24 protein-coding genes and 1 pseudogene are annotated in these 21,994 nt (G+C 55.0%); 11 read left to right on the top strand and 14 right to left on the bottom strand.

Going from position 1 to position 21,994, the window contains the following annotated elements; all coding sequences use genetic code 11:
- Positions 1-8 precede the first annotated feature (8 nt).
- Complete coding sequence (locus tag A3OW_RS0117580) at positions 9-191, top strand: Thivi_2564 family membrane protein (RefSeq protein ID WP_026223700.1); 183 nt, start codon at positions 9-11, stop codon at positions 189-191.
- Between the two features lie 91 nt (positions 192-282).
- Here A3OW_RS0117580 and glgX read toward each other — a convergent pair whose 3' ends face one another.
- Complete coding sequence (gene glgX / locus A3OW_RS0117575) at positions 283-2,418, bottom strand: glycogen debranching protein GlgX (protein ID WP_020564764.1); 2,136 nt, start codon at positions 2,416-2,418, stop codon at positions 283-285.
- Positions 2,419-2,544: 126 nt separating this feature from the next.
- A complete protein-coding gene (gene coaBC, locus A3OW_RS0117570; RefSeq protein WP_020564763.1) occupies positions 2,545-3,747 on the bottom strand; it encodes a bifunctional phosphopantothenoylcysteine decarboxylase/phosphopantothenate--cysteine ligase CoaBC in 1,203 nt (400 codons plus the stop codon).
- A 151-nt stretch (positions 3,748-3,898) separates the two neighbouring features.
- Between coaBC and radC the strand changes: the two genes are divergently transcribed.
- The gene (radC, locus tag A3OW_RS0117565; RefSeq protein ID WP_020564762.1) at positions 3,899-4,573 is read left to right on the top strand and encodes a RadC family protein; all 675 of its coding nucleotides are present in this window, start codon (positions 3,899-3,901) and stop codon (positions 4,571-4,573) included.
- Positions 4,574-4,581: 8 nt separating this feature from the next.
- Here radC and A3OW_RS0117560 read toward each other — a convergent pair whose 3' ends face one another.
- The gene (locus A3OW_RS0117560) at positions 4,582-5,475 is read right to left on the bottom strand and encodes a phosphoribosylaminoimidazolesuccinocarboxamide synthase (RefSeq protein WP_020564761.1); all 894 of its coding nucleotides are present in this window, start codon (positions 5,473-5,475) and stop codon (positions 4,582-4,584) included.
- Between the two features lie 76 nt (positions 5,476-5,551).
- Here A3OW_RS0117560 and djlA point away from each other — a divergent pair, with 76 nt between their 5' ends.
- Positions 5,552-6,379 (top strand): co-chaperone DjlA, encoded by an 828-nt coding sequence (gene djlA / locus A3OW_RS0117555; protein ID WP_020564760.1) that lies wholly within the window; start codon positions 5,552-5,554, stop codon positions 6,377-6,379.
- 34 nt (positions 6,380-6,413) lie between these two features.
- Here djlA and A3OW_RS0117550 read toward each other — a convergent pair whose 3' ends face one another.
- The gene (locus tag A3OW_RS0117550) at positions 6,414-7,256 is read right to left on the bottom strand and encodes an outer membrane protein assembly factor BamD (RefSeq protein ID WP_020564759.1); all 843 of its coding nucleotides are present in this window, start codon (positions 7,254-7,256) and stop codon (positions 6,414-6,416) included.
- Positions 7,257-7,364: 108 nt separating this feature from the next.
- On the opposite strand from A3OW_RS0117550, the gene rluD reads away from it, so the two are divergent.
- From rluD to A3OW_RS0117535, 3 genes are read left to right on the top strand one after another with little or no spacing between them, the layout of a single operon-like run.
- Positions 7,365-8,309 carry a 23S rRNA pseudouridine(1911/1915/1917) synthase RluD gene (gene rluD, locus A3OW_RS0117545; protein ID WP_020564758.1) on the top strand — a complete coding sequence of 315 codons (945 nt, stop codon included), beginning with the start codon at positions 7,365-7,367 and terminating at the stop codon, positions 8,307-8,309.
- Entirely contained in the window at positions 8,296-9,033 is a 738-nt protein-coding gene (gene pgeF / locus A3OW_RS0117540; RefSeq protein WP_020564757.1) for a peptidoglycan editing factor PgeF, read from the top strand. The genes rluD and pgeF overlap by 14 nt, the downstream gene beginning before the upstream one ends.
- A 4-nt stretch (positions 9,034-9,037) precedes the next feature.
- Positions 9,038-9,865 carry a ZIP family metal transporter gene (locus tag A3OW_RS0117535; RefSeq protein ID WP_020564756.1) on the top strand — a complete coding sequence of 276 codons (828 nt, stop codon included), beginning with the start codon at positions 9,038-9,040 and terminating at the stop codon, positions 9,863-9,865.
- Positions 9,866-9,940: 75 nt separating this feature from the next.
- Here the strand turns inward: A3OW_RS0117535 and A3OW_RS0117530 are convergent, their stop codons facing one another.
- Positions 9,941-11,575: an alpha-D-glucose phosphate-specific phosphoglucomutase gene (locus A3OW_RS0117530; protein ID WP_020564755.1), complete on the bottom strand. Its 1,635-nt coding sequence runs from the start codon at positions 11,573-11,575 to the stop codon at positions 9,941-9,943.
- 71 nt (positions 11,576-11,646) lie between these two features.
- Between A3OW_RS0117530 and A3OW_RS0117525 the strand changes: the two genes are divergently transcribed.
- Both A3OW_RS0117525 and A3OW_RS0117520 read left to right on the top strand, forming a co-directional pair.
- Positions 11,647-12,189: a L,D-transpeptidase family protein gene (locus tag A3OW_RS0117525; protein WP_020564754.1), complete on the top strand. Its 543-nt coding sequence runs from the start codon at positions 11,647-11,649 to the stop codon at positions 12,187-12,189.
- 79 nt (positions 12,190-12,268) lie between these two features.
- Positions 12,269-12,547 carry an Lpp/OprI family alanine-zipper lipoprotein gene (locus A3OW_RS0117520; protein WP_020564753.1) on the top strand — a complete coding sequence of 93 codons (279 nt, stop codon included), beginning with the start codon at positions 12,269-12,271 and terminating at the stop codon, positions 12,545-12,547.
- Between the two features lie 96 nt (positions 12,548-12,643).
- On the opposite strand, the gene rdgC is transcribed toward A3OW_RS0117520, so the two are convergent.
- Entirely contained in the window at positions 12,644-13,555 is a 912-nt protein-coding gene (rdgC, locus tag A3OW_RS0117515; protein WP_026223699.1) for a recombination-associated protein RdgC, read from the bottom strand.
- A 73-nt stretch (positions 13,556-13,628) separates the two neighbouring features.
- On the opposite strand from rdgC, the gene A3OW_RS0117510 reads away from it, so the two are divergent.
- A complete protein-coding gene (locus tag A3OW_RS0117510; RefSeq protein WP_020564751.1) occupies positions 13,629-14,156 on the top strand; it encodes a DNA-deoxyinosine glycosylase in 528 nt (175 codons plus the stop codon).
- A gap of 46 nt (positions 14,157-14,202) precedes the next feature.
- Positions 14,203-14,784 carry a ribosome biogenesis factor YjgA gene (gene yjgA / locus A3OW_RS0117505; RefSeq protein WP_020564750.1) on the top strand — a complete coding sequence of 194 codons (582 nt, stop codon included), beginning with the start codon at positions 14,203-14,205 and terminating at the stop codon, positions 14,782-14,784.
- A 45-nt stretch (positions 14,785-14,829) separates the two neighbouring features.
- Here the strand turns inward: yjgA and A3OW_RS0117500 are convergent, their stop codons facing one another.
- From A3OW_RS0117500 to A3OW_RS29245, 7 genes and pseudogenes are all read right to left on the bottom strand, one after another.
- Entirely contained in the window at positions 14,830-15,129 is a 300-nt protein-coding gene (locus A3OW_RS0117500; RefSeq protein WP_020564749.1) for a DUF4389 domain-containing protein, read from the bottom strand.
- 10 nt (positions 15,130-15,139) lie between these two features.
- Positions 15,140-16,168: a DUF2333 family protein gene (locus A3OW_RS0117495; RefSeq protein WP_020564748.1), complete on the bottom strand. Its 1,029-nt coding sequence runs from the start codon at positions 16,166-16,168 to the stop codon at positions 15,140-15,142.
- 114 nt (positions 16,169-16,282) lie between these two features.
- A complete protein-coding gene (gene xerC, locus A3OW_RS0117490) occupies positions 16,283-17,191 on the bottom strand; it encodes a tyrosine recombinase XerC (protein ID WP_020564747.1) in 909 nt (302 codons plus the stop codon).
- A 5-nt stretch (positions 17,192-17,196) separates the two neighbouring features.
- Positions 17,197-17,883: a DUF484 family protein gene (locus A3OW_RS0117485; RefSeq protein ID WP_020564746.1), complete on the bottom strand. Its 687-nt coding sequence runs from the start codon at positions 17,881-17,883 to the stop codon at positions 17,197-17,199.
- Positions 17,873-18,703: a diaminopimelate epimerase gene (dapF, locus tag A3OW_RS0117480; RefSeq protein WP_020564745.1), complete on the bottom strand. Its 831-nt coding sequence runs from the start codon at positions 18,701-18,703 to the stop codon at positions 17,873-17,875. Before dapF ends, A3OW_RS0117485 begins: the two co-directional genes overlap by 11 nt.
- Positions 18,704-18,834: 131 nt before the next feature.
- Positions 18,835-19,188, bottom strand: a complete 354-nt coding sequence (locus A3OW_RS28350) for a hypothetical protein (RefSeq protein ID WP_198291333.1) — start codon at positions 19,186-19,188, stop codon at positions 18,835-18,837.
- A 29-nt stretch (positions 19,189-19,217) separates the two neighbouring features.
- Positions 19,218-20,122: pseudogene (locus tag A3OW_RS29245) on the bottom strand (IS982 family transposase).
- A gap of 318 nt (positions 20,123-20,440) precedes the next feature.
- On the opposite strand from A3OW_RS29245, the gene A3OW_RS0117460 reads away from it, so the two are divergent.
- Entirely contained in the window at positions 20,441-21,004 is a 564-nt protein-coding gene (locus A3OW_RS0117460) for a thioredoxin family protein (RefSeq protein ID WP_026223698.1), read from the top strand.
- Between the two features lie 30 nt (positions 21,005-21,034).
- Here A3OW_RS0117460 and A3OW_RS0117455 read toward each other — a convergent pair whose 3' ends face one another.
- Positions 21,035-21,919 (bottom strand): carbon-nitrogen hydrolase, encoded by an 885-nt coding sequence (locus A3OW_RS0117455; protein WP_020564738.1) that lies wholly within the window; start codon positions 21,917-21,919, stop codon positions 21,035-21,037.
- Positions 21,920-21,994 lie beyond the last annotated feature (75 nt).

Below are 21,994 nucleotides of genomic sequence, written 5' to 3'. Positions count from 1 at the left end.
GCAAAAAAATGAGTTTAATTTCGGTAGTAGTCACCCTGATCGTGGTGGGCATCTTGTTATGGCTGGTCAACTCCTTCATTCCGATGGCGGCCAGCATTAAACAGATTTTGAACATTGTCGTGATCGTTGCAGTGATCCTCTGGCTGTTCAACGTATTCGGACTGGGTGGAGTCGCGCCTAGGGTTTCGTGAAGTACTGAAGATTCCGTTCTTTTTTCCGGGCGGGAAAAGTTTCCGGTTTTGTTGTTGTCCGCTTTTTGCCTGTTCCTTGTCCGGAAGACAATCATTGTCCGGACACATCCTGGGTAAACAAGGCCGTCGATCGGCCGTGGAGTCTGTACTGTTCGCCGGCTGCATAATCGCCACCCGCCGCATTCGGCTCGGCGGTATCCAGTACCCGGCGCCAGCGTCCGTCGGCCGGGTCAGCAGGAAGGGTAAAGGCAATTTCACCGTCATGCGCATTCAGCAGCAGCAAAAAGCTGTCGTCCCGCACCGGTAGATTGCGCTCGTCCCGCTCATCCAGCGCCTCGCCCGACAGATAAACACCCAGGCAACGGGCAAACGATTGATTCCATTCGTCTTCGCTCATTTCCTGACCCGACGGATTGAGCCAGACGATGTCCTTGATCTCCGCTCCTTTGATCGGCCTGCCTTCGAAGAAATGTTTCCTCCGGAAAACAGGATGCTGCTTGCGCAGGCGGACCAGCTTCTGTACGAAAGACAACAGTTCCCGGTCCTCGGCCTGCAACTTCCAGTTCAACCAACTGATTTCATTGTCCTGACAATAAGCGTTGTTGTTGCCTTGCTGCGTCCGTCCCGTTTCATCTCCGGCCAACAGCATGGGCACGCCCTGAGACAGCAGCAGCGTACTCAAAAAGTTGCGCTTCTGCCGGGCGCGCAGGCTTTGGACGTCGGCATTGTCGGTAGGCCCTTCCTCGCCGCAATTCCAGGAGATCGAGTTATTGGAGCCGTCTTGATTGTTTTCCAGGTTGGCTTCGTTGTGTTTTTCGTTGTAGGACACCAGATCGTGCAGGGTAAACCCGTCGTGCGAAGTTACGAAGTTGATGCTGGAATAAGGCTTTCGGCCGCTTTTCCCGTACAGATCGCTGGAACCGGTCAGCCGGTAGGCGAGGTCGCTGATCTGCCCCCCTTCTCCCTTCCAGTAAGCGCGAACTCCATCGCGGTAGCGATCGTTCCACTCGGCCCAGCCGATCGGAAAGTTGCCGACCTGATAGCCTCCCTCGCCCAGATCCCAGGGTTCGGCGATCAGCTTGACCTGCGACAGCACGGGATCCTGCCCGATGATGTCGAAAAAGGCGCCGAGACGGTTCACCGCGTGCAATTCCCGGGCAAGCGACGAGGCCAGATCGAAGCGAAAACCGTCCACGCGCATTTCCAGAACCCAGTACCGCAGGCTGTCCATGATGAGCTGCAGAACTTTGGGATGGGTCATGTTGAAGGTGTTGCCGCAACCCGTGTAATCCATGTAATAGCGGGGATTGTCGGACACCAGATTGTAATAAGCCGCATTGTCGATGCCGCGAAAGGAAAACGTCGGGCCCAATTGATTGCCTTCGGCGGTATGGTTGTATACCACGTCCAGAATCACCTCGATGCCGGCGTGATGAAGCGCGCTGACCAGGCTTTTAAACTCGCTGACCGGTTCGCCGTAAGCATACTGACTTTCCGGAGCGAAAAAGCCGATCGAGCTATACCCCCAATAATTCCGCAGGCTCTTGTCCACCAGATAGCGGTCGTGTATGAAGGTATGGATGGGCATGAGTTCGACCGCGGTCACCCCGAGCCGCCGCAAATGGTCGAGCGCGGGCTCTGTCGCCAGACCGGCGTAAGTGCCGCGCAGTTTGGCGGGAACCTCGGGATGGCATTGGGTGAACCCTTTGACATGCAGTTCGTAAATAACGGTGTCGTGCCAGGGAATTTGCGGCGGCCGGTCGTATTTCCAGGCGAACGCCGGATTGACGACCTGGCATTTCGGCATGCTGGAAGCGCTGTCGCGCCGGTCGAAGGACAAGTCTTCTTTTTTGCTTCCGATGGTATAGCCGAATAATGCGTCGCTCCATCGCAACGTCCCGACAATCGCTTTGGCGTACGGGTCGAGCAGCAATTTATGGGGATTGAAGCGAGCTCCGGCGGACGGATCGTACGGGCCATGGACTCGATAGCCGTAGAGCCAGCCCGGCCTTGCCTCGGGCAGATAGCAATGCCAGATCTGGTCGGTTTGCTCCAGCATCCGGATGCGCTGGATTTCGTGCCGCCCCTTGCCGTCGAACAGGCAAAGCTCCACTTTTTCGGCATGCTCGGAAAACAGGGCAAAGTTGACTCCCTCGCCCTCCCAGGTAGCGCCCAATGGATAAGGTTTGCCCGGCCATACCGTGGTAACCTCGTCAGTCGTGTGCATACGACACCTCCCCATTCCCGACCGTGATCAGATGAATTGATAGTCATAAGACCCGTACAGCCGGTCAAAAGGTCCGCAAAAAGCAATCGGTTAGTGAACAGAAAGAGGAAACGGTGGGCCGCCCGGTCATTTCCGGCCCGTGACGGCTCTTCGCTCGGCAATCAATTCGATGAGCTGTTCCGCCAGACGCGGCTTGCCGGTCATCGCCAGACTTTTTTTGCCGTCTTTCCAGAACACCTCCAGGGCGTTTTGTTCGCTCTCGAAACCGCCCGAACCGCGCCCTACCCAGTTGGCCGCAATCATGTCGAGGTTTTTTCGCGCCAGCTTGTCTCTTGCGTAAGCCTTCAGATCATCGGTTTCGGCGGCAAACCCGACGGTAAAAGGACGTCGGCCGAGCGCCGCGACGGCGGCCAGGATATCTCCGGTTTTTTGCAGAATCAGATGAGTTTGCTCGCCTTCTTTCTTGATTTTCCCCGGCTGCGTCACGGCGGGTGTATAATCGGCGACCGCCGCCGCGCCGATATAGATATCCGAGGCTTCCGCCCTGGTCAGCACGGCCTCGTACATTTGCGCCGCCGTTTCGACCCGGACCGTTTCTACGTGGGCCGGCGGCGCCAGGGAGACCGGACCGCTGACCAGCGTCACGGCAGCCCCGGCGTTTCTGGCTGCTTCCGCCAGCGCATAGCCCATTTTGCCCGAACTTCGGTTGCTGAGGTAACGGACAGGATCCAGCGGTTCGCGGGTAGGACCGGCGCTGATCAATACGTTCAGTCCCTCCAGGCAGCGTACCGCGAGTCCTGCGAACAGCCGGGCGCAAATGTCGGAAGGCTCCGACATGCGTCCCAGCCCGGTTTCGCCGCAGGCCTGCTCGCCCGGTTCGGGGCCTATGACCTGAACGCCGTGCTGCCTCAATGTGGCGATATTGTTCTGCGTCACCGGCTTGGCCCACATCGCCTGATTCATCGCCGGCGCGATGTAAACCGGCACGGTCGCCGCCAGATACAGCGTGCTCAGCAAATCGTCGGCCAGGCCGTGGCTCAGTTTCGCGATGACGTTGGCCGTCGCCGGCGCAATGACCATGGCGTCGGCCCAACGCGCCAGGGAAATGTGGTCCATCGCGTTTTCGCTTTCGGCATCGAGCAGGTCGGTCTGCACCGCATTCCCCGACAAGGCCTGAAAAGTCAAGGGGCTTACGAATTGCATCGCCGAAGCCGTCATTACCACACGCACCTCGGCTCCCCGTTTACGGATCAGGCGAACCAGCTCCGCCGACTTGTACGCGGCAATGCCGCCGCTGACGCCCAATAAAATTCGTTTGTATTCGCTCATAGCCTGAAATCCGCCTTAGGAAATTTATTATGGCAAGGAAGGGAAAAATCTTCCATGCCCGGTTTTCGGTTGAAGCGCCGTTGCATTGAATTCCGGAACCGGATCTATACTTAAGCCGTTAGAAAGATCTCTTCATTCAGGAGTGTTGCCGATGACCATCAAAGACTGGGCCGCGGAGGACCGGCCAAGAGAAAAACTGTTGCAGCGGGGAGTGGCGGCCCTGACCGACGCCGAGCTTCTGGCCATTTTTCTGCGCACCGGCACGCCGGGTAAAAGCGCGGTCGACCTGGCGCGGGACTTGTTGAACGACTTCGGTTCGCTGAAAGCGCTGCTCGACGCCGACCGGCAGCGTTTCTGCCGCAGCAACGGTCTCGGCGACGCCAAATATGCGCAGATGCAGGCGGTCATGGAAATGGCGCGGCGCCATTTCAAGGAGGTCCTGCAGCGGGGCGATGCCCTGACCAGCCCCGACGCGACCCGCGCCTATCTGAGCGCGCAGCTCAGAGGCTACAGCTATGAAGTCTTCGCCTGTCTGTTTCTCGACAATCAGCACCGGGTGATCCAACTGGACGAGCTGTTCCGGGGCACGATCGACGGCGCCGCGGTATACCCTCGGGAAGTAGCCAAAAAAGCGCTGTATCACAATGCGGCGGCGGTGATCTTCGCGCACAACCACCCGTCGGGCATCGCCGAGCCCAGCCAGGCCGACAAACTGATTACCGACAAATTGAAACAGGCTCTGGCGCTGTTCGACATCCGGGTCCTGGACCATTTCATCATCGGCGACGGAGAGCCTTATTCTTTCGCCGAGCACGGCCTGATCTAACCGGCCGGCTACGATTGGGTCAAGCGGATCTCGGCTTCCCGGTATTTTTTTGCGCAGTATTCGGCAACTTCGGCCGGCAGGGAAGGGCCCGGCTCGGTTTTGTTCCAGTCCAGCGTTTCCAGGTAGTCCCTGACGTATTGTTTGTCGAAGCTGGGCGGGCTGATGCCGACGCGGTATTGATCGGCCGGCCAGAATCTCGATGAGTCGGGAGTCAGCGCCTCGTCGATCAGATACAAGTCGCCGTTGCCGTCCAGGCCGAACTCGAATTTGGTGTCGGCAATGATGATGCCCCGTTCCCTGGCATAGGCCGCGGCTTCGGTATACAACTTCAGACTGGCGTCGCGTACTTTTTCAGCCAGTTCCCGGCCCATCAGCTCGACGGTTTTTTCGAAAGTGACGTTTTCGTCGTGCCGGCCCATCTCGGCCTTGGTGGACGGGGTGTAAATCGCGGCCGGCAATTGCTGGGCCTGCTGCAATCCTTCGGGCAGTTTAATGCCGCAAACGGCGCCGGTCCTTTGGTAGTCCTTCCAGCCGGAACCGATCAGATAACCGCGCACGATCGCTTCAACCGGCAACGGCTTCATCTTTCTGACGACCACGGCCCGTCCTTCGACCTGCCGGCGTTCCTCGGCATCGGGCAGCACTTGCTCCAGCGGAATGGCAGCCAGATGGTTGGGTATGATATGCTTCAGCCTATCGAACCAGAAATTGGAAACGCTGGTCAATACCTGCCCCTTGCCGGGAATCGGATCGGGCAGGATGACGTCGAACGCGGAGAGCCGGTCGGTGGTGACAATCAGCATGTATTTTTCATCGATATCGTAGATATCGCGCACTTTTCCCCGGGCACGGAGTTTTAAAGACGTCAGCGCCGATTGGTAAAGAGCTCCGGGAGCATTCATAAGACCTCGCAAAGATTCAAATTGGGACTAATGTTATGATTTTATCATTAATTGTTGCCGGACAAGGGCGTCATCGATGAGCTGGACCGGCAAATTCATCGGCGGCGCTTTCGGATTTCTTCTGGGCGGCCCCCTGGGCGCGGTTCTCGGAGCGTCGGTCGGCCATCAGTTCGATCTCGGCCTTAACGGGATCGACGAAGAGTTCACCTTTCCTCCGGACGACCGGCACCGTGTACAGACGGCTTTTTTTACCGCGACCTTTTCGGTCATGGGCCACATCGCCAAGGCCGACGGCCGCGTTTCACCCGAGGAAATAGCGCAGGCCAACCGAATCATGGAGCAACTGTCGATTTCCGGAGACATGCGCAAAACGGCGATCCATCTGTTCCGGCAGGGCAAAAATCCCGGCTTTCCGCTGGACGAGGTCCTGGCGCAATTTTACCGCGAGTGCCATCAACGCGCGGACCTGATGCGTCTGTTTTTCGAGATCCAGATGCAGGAGGCCTTTGCCGACGGCGTGTTCGACCACAACAAGGAACGGCTGCTGCTGCACATCGGCCGAAACCTTAGAATTTCACGTTTCGAATACGAGCGGATCAAGATTCAATTGCAGGCACAGCAGCGCTTTCAAGGATGGGGACAGAAGCATCGTCACCGGCCCGGTCCGAAAAGATCCAGTCTCGAGGAGGCCTACGGCGTCCTGGGGTTGACGCCGTCCGCCAGCGAAGCCGAGATAAAAAAAGCCTACCGGCGCTTAATGAGCAAGCACCATCCGGACAAGCTGGCCGCCAGGGGCCTTCCGGAAGACATGATGAAGCTGGCCAAAGAAAAAACCCAGAAAATCAGCAAGGCTTACGAAACGATCATGAAATCGATCAGCCGGCAGGAAGAAAAACAAAGCTGAGCCGGCAAGCTGCCGGGCGTGCCTTCCTGTTTCCTTATTTTTCCAGCCCGATGAAATCCCAGATTTGATGGGAGACGGTGGCGTTTTTATGTTCGGGAACCGGCGGTCCGTTCGGATAGTTGAGTTCGTAGACTCGGGCGACGTCCTGAGCCAGTTCGGTCATTTCCAGTTTGGCGTACGCCTCGCGAAGCACTTCCAGGGCGAACGGCACGGCCGGCGTGCGCTGGTATTTTTCAACGACCTCGGCGGCCCGGTTCGCTGCCGCCACATAGGCTTTCCGCTTTATGTAATAGCGCGCGACGTGCACTTCATGCATGGCCAGATTATTCCTTAATGCAATCATCCGTTGCCGGGCATCCGCAACGTATTTGCTTTCCGGAAACCGGCGGATGAGCTCCTCGAAGTTATTGTAGGCATCGCGAGCCGTACCGGGATCGCGCTGCGAGGTATCGGTCGGCAGAAAACGGTCGACAAAACCGATGCCCTTGTTGTAATTGACCAAGCCTTTCAGATAATAGGCGTAATCGACGCTGGGATTTCTCGGATTGGTTTTAATAAATCGATCGGCCGCGGCGATCGCAGCTTCCGAATCCCCGTTTTTAAAATACGCATAGGCAATGTCAAGCTGGGTTTGCGCCGAGGACTCGCCGAAAGGATAACGGGACTCGAGCGCTTCGTAAAGTTCGATGGCTTTGGCATAATTGCCGGCTTCCAGGGCCTTTTTGGCTTCCGAGCCGAATTTGTCGGCATTCCAGCCGGGATATTTGTCTTCGGTTTCGGAATCATCGTTCAACGAAAATTTTTTCAGCGATTCGCAGCCTGAAAGAGACAAGCCCAACCAGCAGACCAATAAAAATTTTATAAAAATAAATCGCATAGTACTAACGACACGTTGTAATATTAGAAGTTTTTCGCCGGATCCCGAAAAGTGCGCTATCGAACTGGCGAGTATAACTTAACAACAGGTTAATCAGAAGAATTTGTTATGGTAAGGTTAACGGCCGAGGTGCCTTTAGACATGGCGGGCATGCGTCTGGATCAGGCGCTTGCCGAACTGTTTGCCGACTATTCGCGCACCCGCCTGCAAGGCTGGGTTAAATCGGGCCGGGTAAAAGTCAACGGCCTGACGTTGAAGGCAAAGGATAAACTCGAGGGCGGCGAAGAGATTACGCTCGATGCCGAGCCCGAGGTGGAGGTCGTCTCGGAAGCGGAAGACATTCCGCTGGATATCGTTTACGAGGATGAAAGCCTGCTGGTGGTCAACAAACCGGCCGGCCTGGTCGTCCATCCGGCGGCCGGCAACTGGCACGGCACGTTGCTCAATGCCCTGCTGAACCACGATTCCGATCTCGAGACTCTGCCCCGTGCCGGCATCGTGCACCGGATCGACAAGGACACCAGCGGCCTGCTGATGATCGCAAAAACGTTGCAGTCCCATAACAGCCTGATCCAACAATTGCAGGACCGCGCCATTTTCCGGGAATATCTGGCCGTTACCCGGGGCCGCATGACGGCCGGCGGTACCATCGACGAGCCGATCGGCCGGCATCCGACCGACCGCAAACGGTACGTGGTCAAGGAATCCGGCAAGCCGGCAGTGACTCATTACCGGGTCCTGCAACGATTTACCCATCATACGCTGGTGCAGGTCAGGCTGGAAACAGGACGCACTCATCAGATCCGGGTGCATATGGCCCATATCCGCCATCCTTTACTGGGCGATCCGGTGTACGGCGGCCGTTTTCAAATGCCGCCGGACTGCAATGAGCATTTGAAAAGCGTGCTGCGGGAATTTAAACGCCAGGCCCTGCACGCCGCCAAACTGGGCCTGCATCATCCGGTAACGGGCGAGTATCTGCAATGGGAACAGCCTTTGCCGGACGACATGCTCAACTTGCTTGCCGCCCTGGAAGACAATGAACAAAGGTAACCTGGACCTGATCATTCCGGACTGGCCGGCACCCGCCAACGTCAAGTCGGCGGTGACCTTGCGCACCGGCGGCGTGAGCGATGGCCCTTACGAGAGCCTCAACATGGCCCTGCACGTCGGCGACGACGGCGAAAGGGTGCGCAAGAACCGGCAAATCGTCAACACGCAGCTCAAGCTGCCGTCCGAGCCTGTCTGGCTGGATCAGGTCCACGGCAACGGCGTGACAAGAGCGGAGCGTGGCCTCGTCAGGCCCCGATTCGATGCCAGCTTTACCGAAGAATCGGGAATCGTGAGCGCCGTCCTGACCGCGGATTGTTTGCCGCTGCTGATATGTGCTGCCGACGGCAGTCGGGTGGCGGCCGTCCATGCCGGCTGGCGCGGCCTGCTGGCCGGCGTCATCGGCAACACGGTGGCGACCTTTCCCGGCCGCGATCTCCTGGTCTGGCTCGGGCCGGCCATCGGCCCCGAATGCTTTGAAGTCGGCTCCGAAGTGCGGGAGGCTTTCCTGTCAAAATCGGAGTCGTCGATCGAGGCGTTCAAAGTCGGACGCAACGGCAAATGGCTGGCCGACATTTATCAACTGGCCCGAAGCGAATTGGCCGGACTCGGCATTGCTCGCGTTTACGGCGGAAATTTTTGCACGGTCACCGAAGCCGGCCGATTCTTTTCTTATCGGCGGGAGCCGGTGACCGGGCGCATGGCGACACTTATATGGAGAGAGTAATCCGTTGAATCTTTTAGTATTCATCATCGTTTTCACGGCCGTCGGCGGCGTTTTGAGCGTCCTGGCCGCCGCTGTTTTTTTGCTGCTGACGGATCGGCAGCGGCATCAGGTGTTGCCGCACGGCATCAGTTTCGCAACCGGCGCCTTGTTGGCCGTGGCGTTCTGGGGATTGATACCGCACGCTTTTGAAAAAATCGGGCCGGAACAGTTTCAACCCCTTTCAGGAACGATTCTGGCCGGAATTCTGGTGTTTTTCGTACTGGAAAAACTGCTGATCTGGAGGCACTGTCATTACGGCAGTTGCGAAGCCCATGGCGACGACGGACACTCGCATGAGGCAGACCACGGCCACCACGGACATCACCTGGTCAAATCGGCCGGCGTCCTGATCATTGTCGGCGACAGCATTCATAACTTTGTCGACGGGATTCTGATCGCCGCCGCCTTCCTGACCGACGTCAAACTGGGCATCGTGACCAGCCTGGCCGTGGCGGCGCACGAAATTCCGCAGGAAGTCGGAGACTTCGCCATCCTGCTGGAAAGCGGCTACGGCAAAGCCAAAGCGCTCTTCTACAACATTCTTTCGAGCCTGGCGACGGTGTTGGGCGGCATTCTGGCCTATTTCAGCCTGGACGAAATGCATGCCAGCCTGCCTTACTTTCTGGCGCTGGCCGCATCGAGTTTCATTTATATTGCGGTGGCCGACCTGATTCCGTCATTGCACAAAAAAACCGATTTACGGACCTCGCTGGAACAGATCGCCTTGATCAGCGCGGGCGTATTGCTCATTTGCCTGCTGCACGGCTATGTCCACAGCCTGGAATTTGCCTAGCATGCGAGCCGGGCGCAAGGTAAAGGGAAGGCATTTTCCGTTCACCTTGCTCTGACTGAAGTCTACCGCAACCGGTCAGGTGGTTACGTCCGGTCCGGCTCTGCCGGTGCGTTTTTTCACTTCGCCGAAGTGCTCGGCCAGGCCGATCAACTCGGCCAGCGCCTCCTGGGCATCCTGATGATGTTTAGCCGCGTCGGGCTCGAATTTTTCCAGATAAATTCGCAGGGTGGCGCCCACCGTACCGGTGCCGGACAAGCGATAGACGATACGCGAGCCGTTTTCGAAGCCGATGCGTATGCCTTGATTCTGGCTGATGCTGCCGTCGACGGGATCTTCGTAGCGGAATTCGTCGGCGTACTTAACGGTATATTCGCCGAACGACTGCCCCGGCAACGCCGGGAGCTGCGCGCGCAAATACTCGACGATGCCGTCGGCGATCGAGGTTTCCACGGCTTCGTAATCATGCCGGCAATAGATGTCCCGGCCGAACTTTTGCCAGTGCTCATGCACGATGTCGGCAACCGACTGGCGTCTGCGCGCGATCAGATTCAACCAGAAAAGCACGGCCCACAAGCCGTCTTTTTCGCGCACGTGATCGGAACCGGTGCCGAAACTTTCTTCTCCGCACAAGGTGATTCTGCCCGCATCGAGCAGATTGCCGAAAAATTTCCAGCCGGTCGGCGTTTCGTAGCAGGGGATCTTATAGTGCGCCGCAACCCGGTCTACCGCCTGGCTGGTCGGCATGGAGCGCGCCACGCCGGCAATGCCTTTGGCGTAACCCGGGATCAGATGGGCATTTGCCGCCATGATCGCGAGGCTGTCGCTGGGCGTGACGAAGATATTGCTGCCGGTGATCATGTTGCGGTCGCCGTCGCCGTCGGAAGCCGCGCCGAACACAGGCGCCTCCGGACCGAACATCCGTTCGGCCAGCTCCCGGGCATGAGCCAGATTCGGATCGGGGTGATGACCGCCGAAATCTTCCAGCGGCGTCGCATTAATGACCGATTCGGGCGAGGCGCCCAGCATGTCGACGAGAATCCTTTTCGCATAGGGGCCGGTAATGGCGTGCATGGCATCGAAAAGCAGCGTGATAAAGCCCGAACCGATCGTCTGTTTCAGCAGGCTGAAATCGAAGATGGACTGCATGAGATCGGCGTAATCGGCGACAGGATCGAGGATGGTGATTTTCAGTTCGCCCGCCTGCTGACTGCCGAGCGTGTCGAGATCCACGTCGTCGAAACGGGCAATCTTGTAGGAAGTTATCGATTGGCTGCGCCGATAAAAGGATTGAGTGTACTTTTCAGGCGCCGGCCCGCCGTTGCCGACGTTGTATTTGATGCCGAAATCTTCATCCGGGCCGCCCGGATTATGACTGGCCGACAGGATCAGGCCGCCGAAGGCTTGATATTTCCGAATGACATGAGAGGCCGCCGGAGTGGACAAGAGGCCGCCCTGACCTATAATTAGTTCGCCGAAGCCGTTGGCGGCAGCCATCTTGATGATGGTTTGTATCGCTTCCCGGTTAAAATAACGACCATCGCCGCCGAGTACCAAGGTTTTACCGGAATAATTCTCTAAGGAGTCAAAAATTGATTGAACAAAATTCTCCAGATAGCCGACTTGCTGGAATGTCCTGACTTTTTTGCGAAGTCCCGATGTGCCGGGATTCTGATCGTTATACGGCTGTGTATCGATGGTATCTGTTTGCATGTTTGATCCTTAGTGCGAGAATTAACCGGAAGAACTAAAATACACCAAAATTCTTTTTCAGTGTAGATCCCATGTTGCGCATTTTCTTGTTCTTGTTTTGTGTTTGTTTTTCCATTATCACGTCGGCAGATGAAAATATTTGGCTGCTGATCGATACGACGGCCCTTAAAATCGAGGTAAAAAAAGGTGAGAAAACCCTGGACACCATCAACGACATTGCCATCGGTCGGGGCGGAGCCGGCATTAAAACCCATCGGGGCGACAATATTACGCCGCACGGGGAATACCGGATCGGCTGGATCGGTGAACGCAGTTCCTTCCACCGGTTTTTCGGCTTGAACTATCCTTCCGCGGAAAACGCCGAGTTGGCTCTGCATAAGGGATTGATCGACAAATACACTTACAAACGGATAGTGGAAGCCCATCGCTACCATGCCGTGCCGCCGCAAAATACGGCGCTGGGCGGACAGATCGGCATTCACGGTCTGGGCCGGGCCGACGCAAAAATTCACAAAAGCATGAACTGGACTCACGGCTGCATCGCCATGACCAACAGCCAGATCGACCACCTAAGCCAGTGGGTGGAGCCTGGGACTTTAGTAAAAATTAAGTAGCCATGGAATTTGTTTAAGATTATGCTATAATTTCTTCAGGTGTAATGTTTTTTATAACTGTTAACAAAAGGAAAACAAGATGAAAAAAATAGTTAAATTATCGATGATTGCTCTGGTTGCAAGCCTGGCTGTTGGATGTGCAACTAACGGTGACATAGAGAACTTACAGTCACAAATTGACGGCTTGAAAACTTCGGTTGCCCAAGCTTCTTCCGATGCTGCCGCTGCTCAATCCGCCGCTAACGACGCATCAGCAAAAGCTGCTGCTGCAGAAGCTGCCGCCAACCGTGCAGCTCAATACGCGCAAGACACCAACAGCAAACTGGACAACATGTTTAAAAGATCCATGATGAAATAATTCATCATTGCTTTTCCCGCATGAAAAAGCCCGAACCGGTTTTACCGGCTCGGGCTTTTTTATTTGGGCCAAGCGTCTTCAACCGTTTACCGAAGCTTACGAAGCCGGATTTTCTCCTCCGAACAGTTCCAGCAGGCGCGGCAGAAAACTCGCCAGCTCCAGGGACATGATCGAAAAATCGACATCGAACCTCTCGGCGTCGCTTTCAGCATCCACCTCGGCGACCTGATCCTGAATCAGGTCGAGAAAACGCACCCGCTTGATTGCCAGATGCTCGTCCATCACGAAAGAAAGGCGATCCGCCCATTTCACCGCCAGTTTAATGACGAGTTTGCCCGAATCAAGATGGTTTTTGATTTCGGGGACTGCCAGATCATGGCGCTTGCAGCGGATGATGCCGCCTTCTTCTCCGGGCGAGCGCAACTCGCATTCGTCCTCGATGACGATGTCCTCCGGGGCTTGGTCATTCAGAAGCCAGCCGGTCATGACGAGGCTCGGATTTTCCACCGTGCTGAGCGGAACGGCGGGCAACGAGCCCAGACATTTGCGCAGATGACTGAGCAGATCCTCGGCGCTTTTGGCCGATGCTGCATCGACGATCAGCCAGCCGCCTTTGGGATCGATGTAAGCGTAAGTTTTGCGTGAAAACGTGAAAGCCTTGGGTAATAATTCGAAGATCAGTTCATCCTTTATCGCGGAACGCTCTTTTTTGGATAATTTATGACCCTGTTTCTCCTCGGCGTCCGAGATTTTCTCCTGAACCATCTCGTTCACTACGGCGGTGGGCAAAACTTTTTCTTCTTTTTTACCGCACAGCATCATAAAACCGTTGCTGCTGTGCACTAAAGGATTCGACGCCTTGGCTAAAGGCGGCGTCCAGCCGAAGCTGAACTCTTCGTGAGGCCCCGTGGGACGGAAAGCCAAAGCCTGCAACTTTGCTTCCAACTCATCCGGCGTTAACGTAAAAGCTTCGGTAAGACGAAAAATGCTCAGATTTTTAAACCACATGCTGTTGTTGATATCCAAATAAAAAACGGCTGTATATTATCCCAAATTTAGCGCTTTATAGTTAAAGTAATTTATGAAGAACGCCCTTTCCGACATAGAAGGTTTCCCGCCTATCGTCGCCGGCAATCCCCATCTTCTGATTCTGGGATCGATGCCCGGCATTACCTCCTTGCAAAAAAGACAATATTACGGCCACGCCCAAAACGCATTCTGGCCAATCCTCGGAGAATTGTTCGGTTTTGATTACCGTCTCGATTATTTGCTTCGAAAAAAGATATTGACCGATCAAGGGATTGCCGTCTGGGACGTGCTGCAAAGCTGCCGGAGGCAAGGCAGCCTGGACGCCAATATCGCACCGGCATCGATCCGGGTGAACGATTTTGCTCTGTTTTTTGAACAATTCCCGTCCATCCGGCAAGTATTCTTTAACGGCGGCATGGCTGCCGGCTTTTACAAAAAATACGTTCTGCCCGGATTGCCTTCTCGCTTTGACTACCTGGACTACAGACGCCTCCCTTCCACCAGTCCGGCCCATGCCTCGCTGAATTTCGGAGAAAAACTGGAGGCATGGCGAGCGATCCTGCCGTCTGTGGTAAAGTAGGACTGCAAAAGGATCAATTTGTACCACTACGATGGTTTAATACGAAATGAATGAAGAACAAGATTATTACTACGAAGAAGACGACGAAGTCGAATATTATGCAGTAAGACCGAATAAAACCCGGATCAAGAAAGAAATCGCCGCGCTGTTTGATTTGGGAGAGGAACTCTCGAAATTGTCTCCGGTCGTGCTGGATACCTTTGATCTTCCGGAGAACGTCCGCAAATCGGCGCTCGAAGTGGCAGGAATGCCGCACAAAGGAGCAAGAAAGCGATTGCTGAAATACATTGCCGGCCAGCTTCACAAGACGGAGGTCGAACCGATACTGGAAAAACTGGCGCGGATCAAAAACCAGAGCGCCCACGGCATCCGCGAGCATCATCTGGCCGAGCGCTGGCGCGACCGGCTGATTCAGGGCAATAACGACGACCTGGCCGAACTGCTCGATCAGATGCCGGCTGCGGACAGTCAGCATTTACGCCAATTGGTGCGAAATGCGCAAAAGGAAGCGGCGGCAATGAAACCGCCGAAATCCTCCCGATTGCTGTATCGTTATCTGAAAGAACTGGTGAGCGGTCAGGCTGAGGAAACGATGGAAGCGGAAGAAGGACGGGACGAGGACGAATAAGCCTGCTGCGCTCGAAGCGCATCCTGTCATCCGTCCCCTCTCGCCTTATTTATCGGGCAGCTTGAGCTCCGCCGTCTGATTCCATTCCGAAAACGGGAAAGGCAGCGTCTCGGTATTGAAGGTCAAAAACAGCATGATGTGGTAGGTGTAGATGGACAGGCCGCGGCCAAAGTTGAGAATGTGTTTGTTGGCCTTGCCGGTCAGCAGGGCGGTCGCCACCTGCAAAAATATCACGGCCCAGAGCAGCATCCTGACCAACGCGCCGATGGCGGCAAAGATCAGCATGAAGAAAATTCTTTTCCAGGTATCGATGTTGGTCAGGTTGTAGTTGATTTGTTCGTCCATAGCGTGTTCATTAGCCTCGGTTCATGATGTCGCGCAAATCGAGAGCGGAAGCGTTCGCGCGAGCGATATAAGTCGCCATGGTCAATGAATAGTTGGCAAATAGCCCGTAGCCGCTGCCGTTTAAAATCATCGGGCTCAGAATCGGCGCCATGGCGTTTTCAAGCGACTTGATCATGATATCGACCGTATTCATCGCGCGTTTATCCAGCAAAATGTCGTGAAAGTCGTATTTGATTGCTTTCAGGATATGCAGCAGGGCCCAACTGGAACCTCTGGCCTCGTAAAATACGTTGTCGATTTCCAGCCAGGGAGTCTGGGCCACGGCGGCCGCCTTGGGATTGCGGATGTTGGCCTCGGGCTCGATCACGGTCAGGCCGGGAATGATTTCGGCGCCGGCCGTGCTGGCACTGAGCCGGGTCGACAGGTTGCCCAGCCGTTTGATCACCACTTCGGTGTATTGCCAGAGATTGTCGGCGCGCGCATAAAATTGCGCCCGCTTGACCTTGCCGCCCCATTTTTGCAGACGCGACATGTATTCATGCAGCGCGTCCACGCCTTTTTGATATTCGGCTTCGGTCGAAGGCAGCGCCCAGGAATCGTTTTCGTAATAAAAATAAGGTTCGGCTACCTTCAGATCAGGATCTTCGTCCGATTGGGACTGGTCCCGGGCGAAGTGGTTTCTTAACGCCGAGGTGGCGTCGCGCAGCATCACCAGGGCGCCGTATTCGAAACTGGAAATGTTGTCGAGGAAAAAGCCGGGAGGCGCCACGTCGTTGGTGATATAGCCGCCGGATTTATGCAGGAGCACTTCGGCAATATGGGCCAGAGTATTGGTAAAGGTATAGCCCAAAGGGATATCCGTGGTCTTCGTTATCTTCGCCCGCTCCAGGGCTTCTTCCTGAATATTGAATTGCTCGGGCTCACCGCCCCACCACGCGCCCAGAATCAGGATAACGGTTAATGTCGTAACAATAAAAACGCCAAAGCCCCAAAGTACCCCTCTCGATTTGATATCCTGCAGTGTTTCGTTTGCCGCCATTTCCAGTATCCTGTATTTAAAATATTTCTGCGCAATAAGGCAGACAGCGTCTATTGATGATAGAGAATTCGCATGGTAGCAGATTTTTGATTTTTTTGCTTATGAAGCAAATGGCTACTTCGGTTTAATTTTCGCCCTTGGATGCGCTTTGTCATAAATTTCAGCAAGATGCTGAAAATCCAGGTGCGTATAGATCTGAGTAGTACTGATGCTGCTATGCCCGAGAAGTTCCTGAACCGCTCTCAAATCCTGGCTGGACTCCAATAAATGACTGGCGAATGAATGCCTTAGCATGTGCGGATGAATACGGGCCGTTATCTCTTTTTGCCGGCACCACCGGACCAGCCTCAATTGAATGCTGCGCGGGCTCAACCGGGTTCCTCGGGCGGAAACGAATAAGGCCGGGACGTCCTTCAAGGCCATCGCCTGCCGGTGCGGCAACCATTGCCCGACGGCTTTCACGGCCTGTGACCCGACCGGCAATACCCTGGATTTGCCGCCTTTACCTTCTCTGACCAGCAGCGCCCGGTCGGGCAGATCCAGATCGTCCAGGTTCAGCGCCGCCAGTTCGCCAAGACGCAAGCCGGAAGAATAGAACAATTCGAACATGGCCAGATCGCGCAGTTCCAGAATGGAATCGGCGCCGGCGTCCAAAAGGCCGACCATCTGATCCACATCCAACGTTTTCGGCAACTTTCTGGCTTGCTTCGGCGCCTTTACATGCTGCGCCGGATTGTTGTCGATCCATCCTTTCTTTAATTGAAACCGGTAAAAACTGCGAATCGCGGACAATTCGCGCTGCAGGCTTTTGCTGCCGATCCCCTGTCGGTGCCTTTGGGCAATGTGGGAACGGATGTGGCTTTGCTGAACGTCCCGCCAGTGAAGAATGGCCTTATCTCGGCAAAACCGGGCGAGCAGCTCGATATCCCGCCGGTAATTGCTTAAGGTATGCGGCGATACCCGCTTTTCGAACTTAAGCTCGGACAAAAAATCGGTCAATATCCGGCCGGCAGACTCGTCCATCGGAATTAGTTTCGGGTTAATAACGTCATGATCCGGGCGCTGACGAGTTCGCCCATCTGATTCAGGAACAGGTTGCCCATGCTGTAATGGAAGCGCCCTTCCTGTCGACTGCCGATCGCCAGTAACCCTCTGGTACCGGCCAGGCTTAAAGGAATGATGGCGCAGGATTTCACTTCCAACGCGGAACCGCCGAACAGCGCCTTGGCCTGAGCCAGCGTGGGCCGGCCGCATTTGGGCTCCTTCGAGGACAATTCTTTAGCAAACGGCTCAAGACTTTCTCTGTCCGGTCTGATGAAAAAATCTGCCGTTTCGGACTCGTCGTGAGGCTTGACGATTCGAATCGCCACAAAATCGGTCAGGAAATACTCGGACAAAATCAGGTCCAGTTTGTCGGCAACGTCGGCCAGCGACGATGCTTCGAGCAGCGTCAGAGTCAGTTTGTGCATGCGGTTCAGCGAAGCATCGTTGTCCCTTGCGATTTCAATCAGCGTATTGAGCTGATTTTCCAACTCGCGGTGCTTGTTCCTGAAGATTTCCAGTTGCTTGGAAATCAGGGAAATGGCATTACCGCTGGGATGAGGAATAATCATCGTTTCCAGTAAATGCAGATGTTCGTTGAAGAATTCGGGATGTTTCAAAAGATAATTTTCGACCTGATCCGAGGTCAGGCTCGCCGCTTGCTTAGTCGTCATGGATAATGCCTTCAAATACGCTGATTGCCGGGCCGGTCATGAACACCGGCTTGCCCCGTCCTGCCCAGGCGATTTTCAGTTCTCCGCCGGGCAATTCGACCCGGACCTCGCGGTCCAGTTGTTTCCGTTCGATGCCGATCACCGCCGCGGCGCAGGCGCCGCTTCCGCACGCCAGGGTTTCCGCGGCGCCGCGTTCAAAGACCCGAAGTTTGATGTGATTGCGGTCGATGATCTGCATGAAACCGATATTGGCCCGCTCGGGAAACAGGGGATGGCTTTCCAGAATGCGGCCGGTTTCGGCCACCGGAGCCGCCGACACGTCGGGAACCTGAATAACCGCGTGCGGATTGCCCATGGAAACCGCACCGAACGACAATTCCCGGCCGTCGATCACGACCGTATAAAAAGCCGCCTCCCGCTCGGCAAGCAGAGGAATTTCGGCGGGCGTATGGCGAGGCACGCCCATGTTGACGGTTATCAAATTGTCTTCGTCGAACCTGAGCAGCAGTTGGCCGGAATCGGTATCGACGCGAATTTCATCTTTGTCGGACAGGCGTTTGTCGCGGACGAACCGGGCAAAGCAGCGGGCGCCGTTGCCGCATTGCGCGACTTCTCCGCCGTCCGCATTGAAAATCCGGTATTTGAAGTCGGCATTGCCGCTCACCGGCTTTTCAACCAACAACAATTGATCGAAGCCGATGCCCAAGTGCCGGTCGGCCAGTTTGCGTATCCGTTCGGGAGTCAGTGCGATTTGCTGAGTCATGGCATCGATCACGACAAAGTCATTGCCGAGACCGTGCATTTTGGTAAAAGTGATCATTTATCCGAAGTATAGAGAGAATAGCTTGAGAGAATTCTAGAAAGAGTATAGACAAAAATCAGTTCCGGTTGGTGCCTTCGGTAAAGACGGCCAACCGGCCTAAGCTTACCCGGCCTCTGTCTGTTTTTCCATCACTTCATGCAGACCGATGCAATTTCGGGGCTTTCCGAAACAATAACCGTATCGGGTAAATGTTCATGATGCGGATACTGCCGTAACGAAACAGCGAACGGTTCTGTTCGTCCTGACAGTGATAATGAAGAATCGTTCGTTCGGCGGCATCCAGATAGATTTTCAGCGCACCATGCAACATGTTTCAGCTTCGCATCCAGTTCCCGATGCAAATGCAGATAATGCCGGTAATCGCTAGCCCATTCGACCAATTCCGCATCATCGGCCATCTTTCCGGCTGTGCCGATAAAAAAATTCTTTCGAATCCATGTGATGTTGACTTTCAAGGATGCTGAACCGTTTGGCGATTTCAATCAAGGTATCCAGGGAAGATGCTCAACTTTTAAATCTCAACCAATGATTCAAAAAGCAAAGTCGGGTTGCCCATGAGTTTTCCCAAGAAGCAGCCCATCGTGGGGGCAAGCAGTTTCCGGATAAAGCGGTTAGCCAAATGCCAAGTGTCGCATGACCTCACTTTTTCAATATGAAAACGATCGGCCAATTGTCCGATGACGGTTTCCAGTAAGCGTCTGCTTAATACCAGTTGGTCGACCAACGCCTTTGGCTTTAAGTCTTGCCTGTTTTTCCGTAAAGGGGTTTGCAAATCAAGGCCGTGTTGCGCCAATGCTTGCTTTAGAGAAGAACGGATATAGCTTTTGTCCCCGATCCGCCGCCCTTGCAGACCGGCGACCATTTCCGGCAGCACATCCCGCTCGTCGACATTCGCCGGGGCAAAAGCATAGCCACAGAAAATGCCTTCGAAATTGACCAGCACATGCCCTTCAAAGTCATGATATTTCTCATCCTTCGCTGCGCAATAGCTGAACTCTGCTTCGCCCTTGAAGCAACGACAGCCAGAGGCTCGAGCCTACTTGCAGATCGGCATCGGAAAGCCGTCCACCCAGTGGACCGAATCATTCATCACTCCGATTTGCCAAACGATGTGATCCTGTATGCGCCTTTTCAGTTGCTATAAATTAGCGCTTTGCTTAGCAAAGTTGGCACGCGAGCCCAAGTTAGAAAACCGGTTATGCCAGTGATTGCGAAAATAACGCCAGATGCCTTTGTCATGGTCTTTGCCCATGAATTCACCCACGAGCCCCATCGTGATGACTTCGGCATCGCTCGGCTTGAACATACCCCCCGGCTTCTTAACGGTCGGTTGACGAAAAGTCGGCAGATATCTTCTACACAGCAATAGATATAAATGATAAAGCCTTCTATTTTACAATGACCCTTCTCCTTCATAAGTTGCTTTTGGTAGAACAACTTGGGAGCCGCGGGCGGCCATGTCTTCAATTCATTTAAAGTTGAGCATCGCGTATTGTTAAGTTGAAGGTCTATGAAATAGAAATTTGCCCGGCAGGTTCCCGAAGCCAAGGTATCCAGGCATTGGTTTTTAATGAAGGCAGCCGATCTTCAGATCAACACACGTCATGCTCGGCGTTCTTGAACCAATCTATCCCGTCTCCCTTCCAACCTTCGGGATTTATTGTTTTAGCAATCCTGAAGTACAATGCAGCTCTCTAGTAATAATATTGAATCAACACTACCCAGGAGAAAACCATGGCTTTAACTGAGTCCACGATGATGCCGCTCGGCACGCGCGCCCCCGATTTCGAATTGCCCGACACGGTGACCGGCGACACTTTAAGCTTGCAACAATTGAAGGGAGAAAAAGGCACGCTGATTTTGTTCATCTGCAATCATTGCCCTTACGTGATGCACGAGGAAAAGCAGTTGATCGACATTGCCAGGACCTACGCGGCAAAAGGCGTTCGAACCGTCGCCATCAGCTCCAACGACGTCGCTCAGTATCCGGAAGATGCGCCGGACAAGATGAAAGCATTGATGGAAGACTGGGGACGGCCTTTCGCGGCCTATCTGTACGACGAGAGCCAGGCGGTCGCCAAGGCCTATCAGGCGGCCTGCACGCCCGACATTTATTTGTTTGATGCGGATCTTTTCTGCGTCTATCGGGGACGGCTGGACGATTCCATGCCGAAAAACAACATACCGCTGACGGGCAGGGATTTGCGCGAGGCGCTGGATAATTTGCTGGCCAACCGCCCGATCAACCCGGATCAGATTCCCAGTATGGGCTGTAACATCAAATGGAAGGAAGGATGAGCCGGGCGGCTCATCCTTGCTGCGAGCGCCTTAATCGATAAAGCGCCGGGTCAGATTGCCGTAGTGATCGATCCGGCGGTCGCGCAGATAAGGCCATATCTGCCGGACTCGCTCGCTTCTGGCGGCGTCGAGGCGGCAGGTCAGCAATTTGACTTCCGAGTCGTCGGCCTGGGTCAGAATTTCGCCTTGCGGGCCGGCAATGAAACTGTTGCCCCAGAATTGAATGCCGGCCGTCGAATTAGGCGCCGCTTCAAAGCCGATGCGGTTGCAGGCAACGACCGGAATGCCGTTGGCGACGGCGTGGGAACGCTGGATCGTGATCCAGGCGTTGAGCTGGCGCTGATGCTCTTCCTGGGTATCGTCCGGATCCCAGCCGATCGCGGTCGGATAAATCAAGAGATCCGCGCCGGCCAGCGCCATCAGCCGGGCGGCTTCCGGAAACCACTGGTCCCAGCACACCAGCACGCCAAGCTTGCCGATCGACGTCTCGATCGGCTTGAAGCCGATGTCGCCCGGCGTGAAATAATATTTCTCGTAAAAACCCGGGTCGTCCGGTATGTGCATTTTCCGGTATTTGCCGGCGATACGGCCGTCCCTGTCGAACACCACGGCGGTATTGTGGTAGAGGCCGGGCGCCCGTTTTTCGAAAATGGTCGAGACGATCACGATTTCCAGCTTTTTCGCGACGTTGCCCAGGATTTCCGTGGCCGGACCCGGAATCGGTTGCGCCAGGTCGAAATTGTTGTAGTCTTCGTTCTGGCAAAAGTAAGGTCCCAGATGCAATTCGGGCAATACCACCAGATCGGCCTTGGCGGCGGCCGCTTCATGGATTTTGGCGATGGAAAAATCCAGGTTGGCTTGTCGGTCGTGGTTACAGGGCTGTTGCACAGCGCTGACGATGATGTCTGGTTTCATGGGTCTGATAATGTACTTGCGAGAAAAAGGGTCATTTTATAATGATTCCGCCGAAAAAAGTACCGGAGGCTGGCG

It is taken from the genome of Methylosarcina fibrata AML-C10 (assembly GCF_000372865.1).
GTDB lineage: Bacteria > Pseudomonadota > Gammaproteobacteria > Methylococcales > Methylomonadaceae > Methylosarcina > Methylosarcina fibrata.
This window is presented reverse-complemented; position numbering and strand designations above follow the sequence as displayed.